Here is a 13,999-nt window from a genome sequence, read left to right as displayed (position 1 = left end):
CGACCGGGTCGAGGTGTGAACGACCGGATAGCCGGACGCTCATACCTCGACCCGCAGGACCTGCCGGTCAGTCCTGCTCGAAGGACTCCGGCGGGGGGCACGAGCAGACGAGGTTGCGGTCGCCGTAGGCGCCGTCGATGCGGGCCACCGGCGGCCAGTACTTGTCGGCAGCGTCGACACCGACGGGGAAGACCGCGGTCGCGCGGTCGTACCCGTGCGTCCACTCCCCCGCGATCTCGGCGGCGGTGTGCGGTGCGTGGCGCAGCACGGAGGACTCGACGTCCCCCGAGGCCGCGACGGCATCGATCTCGCCGCGGATGGCGATCATCGCGTCGCAGAACCGGTCGATCTCGCCCTTGTCCTCCGACTCCGTCGGCTCGACCATGAGGGTGCCCGCCACGGGGAAGCTCATCGTCGGCGCGTGGAAGCCGTAGTCGATGAGGCGCTTGGCGACGTCGTCGACGCTCACGCCGGAGTCCTTGGTGAGGCCGCGCAGGTCGAGGATGCACTCGTGCGCGACGACGCCGCCCGGACCGGTGTAGAGGACCGGGTAGGCGTCGCCGAGGCGGTGGGCGATGTAGTTGGCGTTGAGCACGGCCACCTGCGTCGCGCGGGAGAGACCCGCGCCGCCCATGAGGCGCACGTACGCCCACGAGATCGGCAGGATGCCCGCGGACCCGTACGGCGCGGCGCTGATCGGACCCACGCCCGTCCCGGGGCCCGCAGCGGGCGCGAGCGGGTGGTTGGGCAGGTACGGCGCGAGGTGCTCGCGCACCCCCACCGGACCCACGCCCGGACCGCCGCCGCCGTGGGGGATGCAGAAGGTCTTGTGCAGGTTGAGGTGGCTGACGTCGGCACCGAACTTGCCGGGCTGGGCGAGCCCGACGAGCGCGTTGAGGTTGGCACCGTCGACGTAGACCTGGCCGCCCGCGTCGTGGACGAGGGCGCAGAGCTCGCTGATGGTGTCCTCGAAGACGCCATGCGTGCTCGGGTAGGTGACCATGATGGCCGCGAGCGCGTCCCGGTGCTTGTCGATCTTGGCCCGCAGGTCGTCCATGTCGACGTCGCCGCCGTCGGCCGTCTTGACGACGACGACCTTCATGCCCGCCATCACCGCCGACGCGGCGTTGGTGCCGTGCGCACTTGCCGGGATGAGGCAGATGGTGCGCTGGTCCTGCCCGTTGGCCGCGTGGTGCGCCCGGATGGCGAGGAGGCCAGCGAGCTCGCCCTGGGAGCCGGCATTGGGCTGGAGGGAGACCGAGTGGTAGCCCGTCACCTCGCTCAGCCAGCCGCTCAGCTGAGCGATGAGCTCACGGATCCCGACCGTCTGGTCGTCGGGAGCGAAGGGGTGCAGCCCGGCGAACTCCGGCCACGTGATCGAGACCATCTCGGTCGTCGCGTTGAGCTTCATCGTGCACGAACCGAGCGGGATCATGCCGCGGTCGAGGGCGAAGTCCCGGTCGGACAGGCGACGCAGGTAGCGCAGCATCGCCGTCTCGCTGCGGTGCGCGTGGAACACCGGGTGGGTGAGGTACTCGCTCGTGCGCAGCAGCTGGCTGGGCCAGTCGGGGGTGACCCGGGGGGCGTGGGAGCCGTCGACCTCGAGCGGGTCCACGGAGTCGGTGGTCGCGCCGAGGGCCCGCTCCACCGCGGCCACCTCGCCCGGGTCCGTCGTCTCGTCGACGGACAGCAGGACGGTCTGCTCGTCGTGCTTCCAGATGTTGACGCCCGCCTCGAGTGCCGCGGCGACGGCGGCGTCCGCGCCACCGGCCACGGTGACCCGCAGCGTGTCGAACCACGGTCCGTTGGCGACCTCGAGGCCGGCCGCACGCAGCTTGTCGGCCAGGCTCACCGCGCTGCCGTGCACGCGCTCGGCGATCGCCCGGAGCCCGTCGGGACCGTGGTAGACGGCGTACATCGATGCCATGACCGCGAGCAGCACCTGCGCCGTGCAGATGTTGCTCGTCGCCTTGTCACGGCGGATGTGCTGCTCGCGCGTCTGCAGAGCGAGGCGGTAGGCGGGACGACCGGCGGCGTCGACCGAGACACCGACGAGGCGCCCGGGCAGGGTGCGCTCGAGGCCCTCGCGCACGGCCATGTAGCCCGCATGGGGGCCACCGAAGGCCATCGGGACACCGAAGCGCTGGGTCGTGCCGACGGCGACGTCCGCGCCCCACTCCCCCGGCGAGGTGAGCAGCGTGAGTGCGAGCAGGTCCGCGGCAGCGGTCACCAGGGCCCCGACCTCGTGGGCCGCCTCCGTCAGCGCCCGCCAGTCGGTGATGATGCCGTCGGCGCCCGGGTACTGCACGAGGACGCCGAAGACCTCGCGGTCGCCGGCAGCGGCCCGCAGCTCGGCCGCGGAGCCCACGCCGGAGAGGTCGGCCACGACGACGTCGAGCCCGAGCGGCACGGCACGGGTGCGGATCACGGCCTGGGTCTGGGGGAAGGTGTTGGTGTCGAGGACGAGGACGGCGTCCTTGGCCACCTTGCTCGAGCGCCGCATGACGGTCATCGCCTCCGCGGCCGCCGTGCCCTCGTCGAGGAGCGAGGAGCCGGAGGTCTGCAGGCCGGTGAGGTCGGCGACCATCGTCTGGAAGTTGAGCAGTGCCTCGAGGCGGCCCTGGCTGATCTCGGGCTGGTAGGGCGTGTACGCCGTGTACCAGGCCGGGTTCTCCAGGACATTGCGCTGGATGACCGACGGGGTGATGGTCCCGTAGTAGCCCAAGCCGATCATCGACGTCAGCACGGTGTTGCGGGAGGCGAGGGCGCGCAGCTCCTCGATGGTGGCGAGCTCGCTCGGCGAGGCCGGGATCTGCAGCGCGTCGGTCTGCCGGATCGCGCCCGGGACGGCGGCGTCGCAGAGGGCCTCGAGGCTGGGCTGGCCGATCGCGGCCAGCATCTGCTCGACGTCGTCCTCGCGGGGACCGACGTGACGACCGACGAACTCGGACAGGGGGGACGAGGCGCTCATGAGGCTCCCTTGGGCGTGGGTGGACACAAAGCCAGCCTCCCCTTCTGTCACGCGGGAGCGCTCCAGAGGTGCCTGATCCACGAGGTCCTGGCGCCTGAGAGGTTCCGGGGAGTTTGCCCCTTCGGCGCCTCGCGCGGTGCGCGAGGACTCTCCCCCATGGGGTGAGCAGCGGCCACAGGTTATCAGCGCCGGGCGACCCGGCAGGGACTCAGGCCAGCTTGGCGCGGCGTCGGGCCGACAGCTCGTCGCCCGGCAGCTCGGTGGGCGAACCGCCCTCGGTGTCGCCTCCGAGGCGCTCGCTCGGGATCTCGAGCAGAGAACCCTCGACCTCGCGCCAGACCCGGCCCACGGCGATGCCGAAGACGCCCTGACCGCCCTGGACGAGGTCGATGACCTCGTCGGCGGAGGTGCACTCGTAGACGCTGGCTCCGTCGCTCATCAGGGTGATCTGGGCCAGGTCCTCGACACCGCGCTCCCGCAGGTGGGCGATGGCCACGCGGATCTGCTGCAGGGAGACTCCGGTGTCGAGCAGGCGCTTGACGACCTTGAGGACGAGGATGTCGCGGAAGCCGTAGAGCCGCTGGCTGCCGGAGCCGGCAGCACCCCGGAGCGAGGGCTCGACGAGACCGGTGCGGGCCCAGTAGTCGAGCTGGCGGTAGGTGATGCCGGCGGCGCTGCACGCGGCCGGGCCCCGGTACCCGATGTCCTCGGACAGCTCGGGCAGGTCGTCGTCGAAGAGCACGCCCTGGGCGCGGCCGGTCACCGGGCCCTCGTCGTTGGTGGCGTCCACTGCGCCCTCCTGCTTCGCTGTCGCCCCATCCCGAGCGGATGGGAATGACACCGGTGTGCTCCGGTGATGTCTTCGACGCTACGGCGGTCCGGGGGGGTCGTCAAACACCCCGTGCGGGGTGGCCCGACGCGTGTCGGTAACGATCAGGTCGCGGAGGGGCCCTCGTCGGGCGCCTCGAAGTCCTCCGGGGAGACCTCGTCGAGGAACTCCTTGAACTTGGCGACCTCGTCCTCCTCCTCGTCCGAGGACTCGATCCCGACCTCGTCGAGCACCTCGTCCGTGGCGAGGATCTCGGCGTCGGTGCGCAGGGCCAGGGCGATGCCGTCGGAGGTGCGCGCTGAGATCTCGGTGCTGTCGTCGAGGACGAGCGTGGCGTGGAAGACGCCCTCGAGCACGGCGTCGATCCGCACGGTCGTCAGGGTGCGGCCGAGTGCCTCGAGCACGTCGACGAGGAGGTCGTGGGTCAGCGGCCGGGGCGGCTGGACCCCCTCCTGCGCGTAGGCGATCGCGGTGGCCTCGGCGGCACCGATCCAGATCGGCACGTGCCGGCCACCATCACGCTCCCGCAGGAGCACGATCGGCTGGGAGGTGGGCATCTCCACCCGGACCCCGAGGACGTCGAGCGGCTTCACCCTCCTACCGTATCCCGCCGGTCGGGCCCCGGTCAGGAGGTGGCGCCCAGAGCCCGCCGGAGCAGGGCCTCGTGCAGCCCCAGGCAGTCCTCGAGGACCCGCCGCTGCACGGCGTCGTCGTCGAGCCCCTCCGCGGCCTCGGCCCGCCCGCGCAGCGACCGCTGCCCGAGGACGTGCTCGGCCAGCCCGACCTCGCGCTCGGCGGCGCTCTTGAAGGGCCGCAGGTGGCGCACGTCGATCCCCGCGTCGACCAGTGAGCCGCACGCCCTCGCCACCTCGAGGTCGTCGGCGTCGAAGTGCTCGCGGGCCTTGGGCAGCAGCCCGTACGACACGAGCTCGCGGAAGGTCGTGGTGTCGATGTCCGCGGCCTGCTGCAGCTCGATCGCGGTGAGACGAAGGGGGGTCCGCCCCCGCGCCGCCAGTCGCCCCTCCTCCGCCTCGGGTCGCGTGGGGGCGACCGCTGCACCGTCGCCGTCGACCACGAGGCCCCGGTCGAGCGCGTCCAACCGCTCACGGATGACCTTGAGCGGCCAGAAGCGGTCGCGCTGGGCCGCGAGGACGAACCGCAGCCGCTCCACGTCAGAGGGCGCGTACCGGCGGTACCCGGATGCGGTGCGGGCGGGGGTGATCAGACCCTCGCTCTCGAGGAATCTCACCTTGCTGATCGTCACCTCGGGGAACTCGCCCTCGAGCCGGGCGATGAGGGCTCCGATCCCGATGCGGTCGTCAGGCACGGCGACTCGCGCGGCCCGTCAGGCCGCGGAGCTGGCGTAGTACACGAGGCGGAACTTGCCGATCTGCACCTCGTCGCCGGTCCGCAGCGCCGTCTGGTCGATGCGCTCCTTGTTGACGTAGGTGCCGTTGAGCGAGCCCACGTCGCGCACCCCGAAGCCGTGCTCCTCCCGGGAGAAGACGGCGTGCTTGCGCGAGACGGTGACGTCGTCGAGGAAGATGTCGCTCTCCGGGCCGCGGCCGGTCGTGACCTCGGCGTCGTCGAGCAGGAAGCGGGCGCCGGTGTTGGGTCCACGGAGCACGATGAGCAGCGCGGTGCCCGGGTGCAGGGCATCGACGGTCGCCTGCTCGTCCCGCGTCAGGTGGTAGTCGGATTCCGAGATGTCCCCGGGGACATTGGCCCCGATCCCCGTGAACTGCTGGGTGGCGGGGTCCTGCCGCCCGGGGCGCTCCTGGTCGTCGCCGTTCATCCGACGCTCCCTCCTGTCGTGTCCGTGTCAAGCCTACGTGACCGGCCCCACATCGGGCCGGTCACGGTCTGTCCTTGGGCGGTGCGTCAGCCGATCTCCGACTGGTACGCCGCGGCGTCCAGCAGCCCGGAGAGGTCGGTGCCCTCGGCGAGCTCGAGCTCGTACATCCAGCCCTCACCATAGGGGTCGGAGTTCACCAGCTCCGGCGTGGCGTCGAGGGCCTCGTTGACCGCCGTGACGTTGCCGGCGAGGGGCGCGTACAGGTCGCTGACCGACTTGGTCGACTCGACCTCCCCGCACGAGTCGCCGGAGTCGATCGTGTCACCGACGGTCGGGAGGCTGACGTAGACGACATCGCCGAGGGCCTCCTGGGCGTAGTGGGTGATGCCCACGCGCACCGAGCCGCCGTCCATCTCACGCACCCACTCGTGGTCGGTGGTGTACCTCAGGTCCTCGGGGTAGGTCGCGTCGCTCATCTCTCTCCTCATCGAGCCCGGATCACTTCGAGCCGTCTGTCGGCTCCGGGACGGGCTGAGCGTAACGAGGGGGTGAATCGGTGTGCAACGCGTCCACGTTGATCGACGCGTACTCCTTGATCGTCACCTCGCCCCCCTTGCTGCGCACGGACTCCGACACGCCGCCCGGGATCTCCATCGCGGAGCTCATCGTCTGGGGGTCGCCGATGACGATGAACTCGTACGGCTGCTCCAGCTGCTGGCCGTCCGCCTCGACTCCGCGCTCGCCGTCGCGGAACCAGGTGCTCGCGACGACGCGCACGTCGCCGACCTGCATCGCCTCGGCGCCGGCGTCACGCAGCTCCTGCACCGCATCGAGCAGCGCGGCCGCGTCGACCTGGCCGTCGGCGTCGTCGATCGTCAGCCGGATGCCCGGGCCGGTGGCCCGCTGGGTACCGGCGAGGATACCGAGCGTGTCCGCCCGTTCCTGCGCGGCGGCGATCGCCTCGGGCGAGTTGTCCTCGCTGTTGGCCAGGCCGTCGCGGGTGGTCTCCAGCTCCGCGATCTCGTCGTCGAGGCGGGTGCCGTTCTGCGTCACGTCGTCGAGGATGCGCACGAGCTCGTCCTGGCGCAGGTCCTCCAGCCCCTGGGACTGCGTCTGGCGCACCTGGGTCGCGATGGCGAAGCCGAGGAGGCAGGCGAGCAGCAGGGCGAACCCGTTCGCGCGGGTCGCCCGGGGCCGCGCCATGAGGTACACACGCCGCCAGGCGCTCGTCTCCTCCGGGCTCTCCCGCGGCTCCGGACCGCCGCCCTGCGCGCTCATGCCTTGAAGAGGTGGCGGCGGATCGAGGCCACGTTGGAGAAGATCCGCACGCCGAGGACGACGACGACACCGGTCGACAGCTGCGAGCCGACGCCGAGCTGGTCACCGAGGAAGACGATGAAGGCCGCGACGACGACGTTCGACAGGAAGCTGACGACGAAGACCTTGTCGTCGAAGATCCCGTCGAGCGTCGCGCGCACGGCGCCGAAGACGGCGTCGAGGGCGGCGATGACCGCGATCGGCAGGTAGGGCTGCAACCAGATCGGGACGTCCGGTTGCAGCACGAGGCCGAGGATGACCCCGACGACGAGCCCCAGGGCGGGGATCATGAGTTCTCCTTGTCCAACGGGGTGACCCGCGGCAGGGCGGCCCCCGGGGGGACGACCTGCGCCTCTCGGGTGCTGACGTTGACGGCGCTGGGGAGCGTCAGCTCGTCCTGCGTCGTCAGCGAGGTCTCGATGCCGTAGTTGCTCCGCAGCCCCGTGAGGTAGGACCCGGCGGTCCCCTCGGCGAAGCGGGTCTGCATGGCGGCCGGGTCGCCGATCGCCTCGATCGTGTACGGCCGGGTGAGCGGGCGGAAGTTGACGAGGATCGCCTCGCCGGCGAAGCGGATGGCGGTGCGCGAGGTGAGTCGCTGGCCGTTGATGCTGATCGCCTCGGCGCCGGCGTCCCACAGGCCGTTGGCGAGGATCTGCATGTCCTTGGACTGCACACGCCCCTCCGAGGAGGCGCCCGTGCGGGGATCGCCGTCGGCGGACGTGCGCGTGCCGGCGGCGTCGTCGAGCGTGATCCGCAGACCGGGCCCGGTGACGGCCGCGAGGCCGCTGCTGACGCGAAGGGAGTCCAGCTCCGCCGCTCGTGTACCCACCAGCTCCGGGTCGAGCCGCGCGGTGACGGCGTCGATCTCGCGCTGCAGGGAGCGCACCTGCGTGTCGCGCTCGTCGACGGTCTGCTGGCGCGCCTCGATCTGCGTGATGAGGTCCCGGCGGGCCTCGTTGCGTGCGCCGTCGCGGCCGCGCAGCTCGGCGGTGCTCACGCCGATGACGAGGCCGATGATGAGCAGCCAGACGATGAGGAGCGGGCGCCGGGTGCCGCTGGAGGCGGGCTGGCCGGCGGCCAGGCGCTTCTCCGCGGCCGCGGCATAACCGGGGTCGAGCGGTCGCTCGAGCATCGAGGTGAGCAGGGTCATCGACGCGTCGGGCCGTCGTCGCGGGTGCGCCACGCCCTTGGCGTCGGCGTAGTCCGCCTCGTCCTCGCCGAGGTCCTCCTCGCGCAGGCTCGCCGGCCGGTCGCGCCGGGGGTGCTCGTCGTCGTCGGGACGCACGGGCCTGCTCCTTCCTGCCGAGGGGGTGGATCTCCAGCGTAGGCGCTGGGCGTCCTGCCAGAGTGGAGGCATGCAACGACGTGTCCTCACCCTGGACGAAGCCGCCCTGCGGCGGCGCACGAGCATCAAGTGGCGGCTCCACGACCCCGACGTGCTGCCGCTGTGGATCGCCGAGATGGACGTCGTGCCGGCACCCGCCGTGGTCGACGAGCTGCACCGGATCGCCCGTGACGGGGACCTCGGGTACCCGGTGACGCAGCCGTACGTCGAGGCCGTGGTGGCCCTGTACGCCGAGTGGGGTGCGCAGGTCGAGCCATCCCGCGCCCGCCCCGTGGCCGACGTCATGTCGGGGGTCCGCGCCGGGCTCGCCGTGCTCACCGGGCCGGACGACCCGGTGTACATCACCGTGCCCGTCTACCCTCCCTTCCACGCGGCCGCGCACGAGGTCGGCCGCCGGCTCGTGCCGGTCCCGCTCGGACCCGCCGGGCGCCTCGACGCAGCCGCTCTCGAGGCCGCGTTCGTCGAGGGCGGCCGCGGCGCGCTGCTGCTGTCCAACCCCCACAACCCGACCGGTACGGTCCCGACGCGCGAGGAGCTCGCCGACGTCGCGAGGGCTGCCGCCCGCCACGGCGTGCGGATCGTCAGCGACGAGATCCACGCCCCGCTCGTGCTGCCCGGCGCGGACTTCACCCCTCTGCTCTCCCTGCCGGAGGGCCAGTCCGGGCTCGCGGTCTTCTCCCCCGCGAAGGGATGGAACCTCGCCGGGGCGAAGTCGGCGGTCCTCATGGGCGGGTCGGAGGCAGCGGCGGCGATGCGCGCGCTGCCGCCGGGTCTGGAGTACACGACGAGCCACCTGGGCGTGCGCCTCCACACCGCGGCCCTGGTCGGTGCTCGGGACTGGCTGGCGGACCTCGTGCTCGACCTCGACGCCAACCGCACGCTGCTCGCGGGGCTGCTGGCCGAGCACCTGCCGAGGGTGCGCTGGCAGGCCGTGGAGGCGACCTACCTCGCGTGGCTGGACCTGCGCGAGCTCGGTCTGGGCGACGACCCGGCCCATCACCTGCGTGAGGTCGCGCGGGTCGCCCTCTCCCCCGGACCCCCCTTCGGGGCGGGTGCGGGGTACGCACGGTTGAACTTCGCCACGTCGCCGCAGATCCTCACCGAGGCGGTGACCAGGATCGCCCGGTCCGTCTAGTGGGATGTCTCACTTTGGGATGAATCCCCTTGCGCCACAACGGAATCCGCCACCCGGCGTGGACGGCGATTTGATCTCCACGCTGGTCACGTTAGGTTGAAACAGGTGATCGCCGACCCAGAGATGCCCGACCAGAGCCAGCAGTCCCCGTTCACGCTCCGTCACCCCGACGTCGCCGACGGCGGCGACATGTGGCGCGTGGCCAGGGACTCGCAGACCCTCGACCTCAACTCCTCGTACGCCTACCTGCTGTGGGCGCGTGACTTCGCCGCGACGAGCGTCGTCGCCGAGCGCGAGGGTCGGGTCGTGGGGTTCGTCAGCGGGTACCTGCGGCCGCAGGCACCCGAGACCCTCATGGTCTGGCAGGTGGCCGTCGACGCCGACCAGCGTGGGCACGGCCTCGCCGCTCGCATGCTCGACCACCTGGCGCGGTCCGTGACCGGCGTGACGATGCTCGAGACGACGATCACCGAGGACAACGCCGCCTCCCGGGCGCTGTTCGCGCGGTTCGCCCGCACGCAGGACGCCCACCACGAGGAGCTGGCGCTCTTCGAGCAGTTCCCCGACGAGGGGCACGAGCCGGAGGTGCTGCACCGCATCGGACCGTTCTGACCCGGCCGCCACGAGAGACCACCCCTGTAGATCCCTCCACGGAAGGACCCCCCATGAGCAACCCCGCCACCGACATCTTCACCGAGCGCGAGTCCGAGGTGCGCAGCTACTGCCGCAACTGGCCCGTCGTCTTCGACACCGCGAAGGGCGTGTACCAGACGACCGAGGACGGCGAGCGCTACACCGACTTCTTCTCCGGCGCCGGTGCGCTCAACTACGGGCACAACAACGACGTGCTCAAGGAGGCGCTCGTCGAGTACATCTCGCGCGACGGCGTCACCCACTCGATGGACATGCACACCAAGGCCAAGCGCGAGTTCCTCGAGACCTTCACCGAGCTGATCCTCCAGCCGCGCGGCATGACGCACAAGATCCAGTTCCCCGGCCCGACCGGGACCAACGCAGTCGAGACCGCGCTCAAGACCGCGCGCAAGGTGACCGGCCGTGAGGAGATCGTCTCCTTCACCAACGCCTTCCACGGCATGACCCTCGGCTCGCTCGCCGTCACCGGCAACGCCTTCAAGCGGGCCGGGGCAGGGACGCCGCTCTACCACGCCACGTCCGCCCCGTACGACGACTACATCGTCGGCGAGACCTCGGACTTCGCCTGGCTCAAGCGCATCTGGGCCGACAGCGGCTCCGGCCACAACCTGCCTGCCGCGGTCATCGTCGAGACCGTCCAGGGCGAGGGCGGCCTCAACGCCGCGCGCGGCGAGTGGCTGAAGGAGCTGCAGGAGCTGTGCCGCGAGCACGGCGTGCTCCTCATCGTCGACGACGTCCAGGCCGGCTGCGGCCGCACCGGGACCTTCTTCTCCTTCGAGCCCTTCGGCCTCGACCCCGACATCATCACGATCAGCAAGTCGATCTCCGGCTACGGCCTGCCGATGGCGCTGACCCTGATGAAGCCCGAGGTGGACGACTGGGAGCCGGGCGAGCACAACGGCACCTTCCGCGGCCACAACCCGGCCTTCGTCACCGCGACCACGGCGCTGCGGACCTACTGGTCCGACGACGCCCTGCAGCAGGACGTCGCGGCCCGGGCCGCCCAGCTCCACGAGCGCCTCGAGCTCTTCGCCGGTCTCGCCGAGGGCAGCGAGGTCCGCGGCCGCGGCCTCCTCGCCGGCGTCGCCTTCGCGGACAAGGAGGCGGCCGAGAAGATCGCGAAGGCGGCCTTCGCCAGGAAGCTGCTCGTCGAGACCTCCGGCCCGTCCAGCGAGGTCGTGAAGATCATGCCGCCCCTCACCATCACCGAGGAGGAGCTGGCGGCCGGTCTCGACCAGCTCGAGGACGCGGTCCGCGAGGTGCTCGGCGCACCCGCACGCGCCGGCGCCTGATCCCCCTTCGCTCCACCGCACCCGACACGACAAGGAGACCCACATGAAGGTCCTGAACGTCAACGACCTGGACGGCACCGAGTACGACGTCCAGCACGGCAACTGGCAGAGCCGCCGGATGGTCCTCGCCAAGGACAAGGTCGGCTTCAGCTTCCACATCACCATCCTCAAGGCCGGGACGTCCTCGGAGTTCTGGTACGCCAACCACGTCGAGGCGGTCTACGTCTACCAGGGCAAGGGCACGCTCCTCGACCGCGACACCGGCGAGGAGTTCGTCCTCGAGCCGGGCGTCATGTACATGCTCGACGACGCGGACAAGCACACCGTGACCGTCGAGGAGGACATCCACTGCGCGTGCGTGTTCAACCCGCCGGTCACCGGCCGTGAGGTGCACGACGAGAACGGCGTGTACCCGGTCCTCACCGAGGACTGAGCACCACGCACGACGAAGGGGGGCGAACCGGCTGGTCCGCCCCCCTTCGTCGTGCGTGGGCGGGTACGCGACGTCAGTGGTTGCGCAACGCGTCGATCAGCTCGGCCTTGTCCATCGACGACCGCCCCTCGATCTCCAGCTCCTTGGCGCGCTCCCGCAGCTCGTCGACGGTCCAGTCGTCGTACGAGCCGGACTCACCACCCCGCCGGCCGACCTCGGAGCGGGAGGTGTTGGCAGCGGCGTTGGCGATGCGCGCCGCCTTCTCCTTGCTGGCGCCGTCGTCGCGCAGCTCCTCGTAGAGCTCGGCGTCCTTGACGCTCGGTCCCGGCTTGCGCTCAGGCATGACGTGCTCCTCTCGTCGTCAGGTGGCTGGGCCCTACCCCCGCCCATCGGCTGCATGCACCGGCCGAGAGACATGTTCCTCCCCCCACGGGGTAGATGGGCCCTCATGGACACCCCGACCCCGGAGCCGCAACGCGACCGCGCACCGTGGCGTGCGCCCGTGCAGCGCACGGCCGTGCTCGCCATCGACCTGCAGGAGGCCTTCTTCGAGGACCCGTCCCTCGCCGCGCGCCGGGAGACGCTCGTCGCCCGGTGCCGCCAGGTCCTTCGGTGGGCCGAGCGCGAGCAGCTGCCGGTGGTCACGGTGCGCACCGTCCACCAGCGCGACCGGTCGACGTGGACGATCACCATGCTCGAGGACGACCAGGGGTACCTCTTCGAGGGCGACGACCACACGGCGTGTCTCGGTGAGCTCGACCTCTCGGCGGCCACGCAGGTCGTCAAGACCCGCGACGACGCCTTCGTCGGCACCGACCTCGAGGAGACCCTGCGCGGGCTCGGTGTCGAGGCGCTCGTCGTCATCGGCGTCTCGACGCACTCGTGCGTGCTGCTCACCGCGGCCCACGCCTTCGCGGTCGACCTCGAGGTCGTGCTCGTGCGTGACGCCATCGCCTCGCACCGCCCTGAGCTGCACGAGCTGACCCTGGACGCCCTGCGCGACGAGTACCGCTTCCCGGTGCTGTCCGCGGACGCCCTGTGCCGGGTCACGAGCCTGGTTGCCGAAGAGGCCCGGTGAGCGGTCAGGGGGTGGCGCCCAGGACGTCGAGCACGGCGGTGTTGAAGGCCGGCAGGTCGTCGGGCTTGCGACTCGTCACGAGCATCCCGTCCGTGACGACCTCCTGGTCCACCCACGTGCCCCCGGCATTGCGCACGTCCGTCTGCAGGCTCGGCCACGAGGTCACCGTGCGGTCGCGCACGACGTCCGCCTCCACGAGCAACCAGATGGCGTGGCAGATCGCCGCAACGGGGCGGCCGCCCTGCACGAAGTCGCGTACCAGGCCGACCGCTCCGGCATCCAGGCGCAGCGCATCCGGGTTGGCCACCCCGCCGGGGAGGACGAGCCCCGCGAAGTCCGTGGCGGAGGCATCGGCGACGGTGCGGTCCACCGGGAAGCTGTCGGCCTTGTCGAGGTGCTCGAAGGCCTGGACCTCGCCCTGCTCCGGGGCGACGAGCACGGGCTCCCAGCCCGCCTCCTCCAGTGCCTTCCACGGGCTGGTCAGCTCGACCTGCTCGATGCCCTCCATGGCCACGAGCACCGCGATGCGGCGAGTGGTCCGGTCGTCGTTGGACGCCATGGTCTGCTCCTGTCGTCGGGGTGACTGTCCCCGCCGCCCTACCCGCGTGCACGCCCCCCATGCACCGTCCGCAGCGGGCAGGATGGCCGGATGAGCGAGCACGACGAGCCCACCGACAGGGACGAGACGGCGTCCGAGCGAGCCGACCGCAACTGGAACGACCTGCTGCAGGAGTTCCGCGTCCTGCAGACCGGGGTCCAGGTGCTCGGAGGCTTCCTGCTCACGCTGCCCTTCCAGTCGGCCTTCGCCGACCTCGACTCCTTCCAGCGCAACCTCTACCTCGGGCTCGTCCTGCTCGCGACCGTCACCACGACGCTCCTCGTCGCCCCGATCGCCGTCCACCGCCGCGTCTTCCGGTGGCAGCGCAAGGATCGGCTCGTCGCGGCCGGGCACACGATCGCCAGGCTCGTCCTGGCGCTCGTCTCGCTCCTCGTCACCGGCATCGCGACCTTCGTCTTCGACGTGGTGGTCGGGCGCGAGGCAGCCCTCGTCGTCGGCGGCGCCATGGTGCTGCTCGTCCTGGGGTCCCTGGTGCTCCTCCCCCTCGTCGTCGGTGGTCGACCGCCCCGATCCGAGCAATGAGACAAGAGT

The 13,999-nt window shown here is 71.4% G+C and carries 17 protein-coding genes and 1 riboswitch; of the genes, 6 read left to right on the top strand and 11 right to left on the bottom strand.

Annotated elements, in window-relative coordinates; translation table 11 throughout:
* Window positions 1–67: 67 nt before the first annotated feature.
* From gcvP to V3C34_RS10605, 9 genes are all read right to left on the bottom strand, one after another.
* The gene (gcvP, locus tag V3C34_RS10645) at window positions 68–2,971 is read right to left on the bottom strand and encodes an aminomethyl-transferring glycine dehydrogenase (protein WP_346007087.1); all 2,904 of its coding nucleotides are present in this window, start codon (window positions 2,969–2,971) and stop codon (window positions 68–70) included.
* Window positions 2,972–3,043: 72 nt separating this feature from the next.
* Window positions 3,044–3,136, bottom strand: a riboswitch (glycine riboswitch).
* A 43-nt stretch (window positions 3,137–3,179) separates the two neighbouring features.
* Complete coding sequence (locus V3C34_RS10640; RefSeq protein ID WP_068324315.1) at window positions 3,180–3,761, bottom strand: MerR family transcriptional regulator; 582 nt, start codon at window positions 3,759–3,761, stop codon at window positions 3,180–3,182.
* A 143-nt stretch (window positions 3,762–3,904) separates the two neighbouring features.
* On the bottom strand, window positions 3,905–4,393 hold the full coding sequence (locus tag V3C34_RS10635; RefSeq protein ID WP_082807490.1) for a bifunctional nuclease family protein: 489 nt from the start codon (window positions 4,391–4,393) through the stop codon (window positions 3,905–3,907).
* 32 nt (window positions 4,394–4,425) lie between these two features.
* Window positions 4,426–5,127 (bottom strand): MerR family transcriptional regulator, encoded by a 702-nt coding sequence (locus V3C34_RS10630; protein WP_346007085.1) that lies wholly within the window; start codon window positions 5,125–5,127, stop codon window positions 4,426–4,428.
* An 18-nt stretch (window positions 5,128–5,145) separates the two neighbouring features.
* The gene (locus V3C34_RS10625; protein ID WP_068324321.1) at window positions 5,146–5,595 is read right to left on the bottom strand and encodes an FHA domain-containing protein; all 450 of its coding nucleotides are present in this window, start codon (window positions 5,593–5,595) and stop codon (window positions 5,146–5,148) included.
* A gap of 86 nt (window positions 5,596–5,681) precedes the next feature.
* Window positions 5,682–6,071 (bottom strand): glycine cleavage system protein GcvH, encoded by a 390-nt coding sequence (gcvH, locus tag V3C34_RS10620; protein ID WP_068324324.1) that lies wholly within the window; start codon window positions 6,069–6,071, stop codon window positions 5,682–5,684.
* Window positions 6,072–6,093: 22 nt separating this feature from the next.
* Window positions 6,094–6,873 carry a DUF881 domain-containing protein gene (locus V3C34_RS10615; RefSeq protein ID WP_068324327.1) on the bottom strand — a complete coding sequence of 260 codons (780 nt, stop codon included), beginning with the start codon at window positions 6,871–6,873 and terminating at the stop codon, window positions 6,094–6,096.
* A complete protein-coding gene (locus tag V3C34_RS10610; protein WP_068324330.1) occupies window positions 6,870–7,202 on the bottom strand; it encodes a small basic family protein in 333 nt (110 codons plus the stop codon). Before V3C34_RS10610 ends, V3C34_RS10615 begins: the two co-directional genes overlap by 4 nt.
* Window positions 7,199–8,197, bottom strand: a complete 999-nt coding sequence (locus V3C34_RS10605) for a DUF881 domain-containing protein (protein WP_068324333.1) — start codon at window positions 8,195–8,197, stop codon at window positions 7,199–7,201. The genes V3C34_RS10610 and V3C34_RS10605 overlap by 4 nt, the downstream gene beginning before the upstream one ends.
* Window positions 8,198–8,267: 70 nt before the next feature.
* Here V3C34_RS10605 and V3C34_RS10600 point away from each other — a divergent pair, with 70 nt between their 5' ends.
* The 4 genes from V3C34_RS10600 (at window position 8,268) to V3C34_RS10585 (ending at window position 11,771) form a co-directional block, all read left to right on the top strand.
* Complete coding sequence (locus V3C34_RS10600; protein WP_346007083.1) at window positions 8,268–9,392, top strand: MalY/PatB family protein; 1,125 nt, start codon at window positions 8,268–8,270, stop codon at window positions 9,390–9,392.
* A gap of 105 nt (window positions 9,393–9,497) precedes the next feature.
* Window positions 9,498–10,004, top strand: a complete 507-nt coding sequence (ectA, locus tag V3C34_RS10595; protein WP_346007081.1) for a diaminobutyrate acetyltransferase — start codon at window positions 9,498–9,500, stop codon at window positions 10,002–10,004.
* Window positions 10,005–10,057: 53 nt separating this feature from the next.
* Window positions 10,058–11,338: a diaminobutyrate--2-oxoglutarate transaminase gene (gene ectB / locus V3C34_RS10590; RefSeq protein ID WP_346007079.1), complete on the top strand. Its 1,281-nt coding sequence runs from the start codon at window positions 10,058–10,060 to the stop codon at window positions 11,336–11,338.
* A gap of 43 nt (window positions 11,339–11,381) precedes the next feature.
* The gene (locus tag V3C34_RS10585; RefSeq protein WP_068324338.1) at window positions 11,382–11,771 is read left to right on the top strand and encodes an ectoine synthase; all 390 of its coding nucleotides are present in this window, start codon (window positions 11,382–11,384) and stop codon (window positions 11,769–11,771) included.
* 73 nt (window positions 11,772–11,844) lie between these two features.
* Here the strand turns inward: V3C34_RS10585 and V3C34_RS10580 are convergent, their stop codons facing one another.
* Window positions 11,845–12,114: a DUF7218 family protein gene (locus V3C34_RS10580; protein WP_068324342.1), complete on the bottom strand. Its 270-nt coding sequence runs from the start codon at window positions 12,112–12,114 to the stop codon at window positions 11,845–11,847.
* 105 nt (window positions 12,115–12,219) lie between these two features.
* Between V3C34_RS10580 and V3C34_RS10575 the strand changes: the two genes are divergently transcribed.
* On the top strand, window positions 12,220–12,849 hold the full coding sequence (locus V3C34_RS10575) for an isochorismatase family cysteine hydrolase (RefSeq protein ID WP_346007078.1): 630 nt from the start codon (window positions 12,220–12,222) through the stop codon (window positions 12,847–12,849).
* 4 nt (window positions 12,850–12,853) lie between these two features.
* Here V3C34_RS10575 and V3C34_RS10570 read toward each other — a convergent pair whose 3' ends face one another.
* Complete coding sequence (locus V3C34_RS10570; RefSeq protein WP_346007076.1) at window positions 12,854–13,408, bottom strand: type 1 glutamine amidotransferase domain-containing protein; 555 nt, start codon at window positions 13,406–13,408, stop codon at window positions 12,854–12,856.
* Window positions 13,409–13,498: 90 nt separating this feature from the next.
* On the opposite strand from V3C34_RS10570, the gene V3C34_RS10565 reads away from it, so the two are divergent.
* Window positions 13,499–13,990: a DUF6328 family protein gene (locus tag V3C34_RS10565; protein ID WP_346007074.1), complete on the top strand. Its 492-nt coding sequence runs from the start codon at window positions 13,499–13,501 to the stop codon at window positions 13,988–13,990.
* The last annotated feature ends 9 nt before the right edge of the window (window positions 13,991–13,999 follow it).

Origin of the sequence: Janibacter terrae, assembly GCF_039636765.1 — a bacterium.
In the GTDB taxonomy this organism is placed as follows: Bacteria; Actinomycetota; Actinomycetes; order Actinomycetales; family Dermatophilaceae; genus Janibacter; species Janibacter terrae.
Note: the sequence above shows the minus strand (reverse complement) of the source record. Positions and strands in the feature narration are given on the sequence as shown.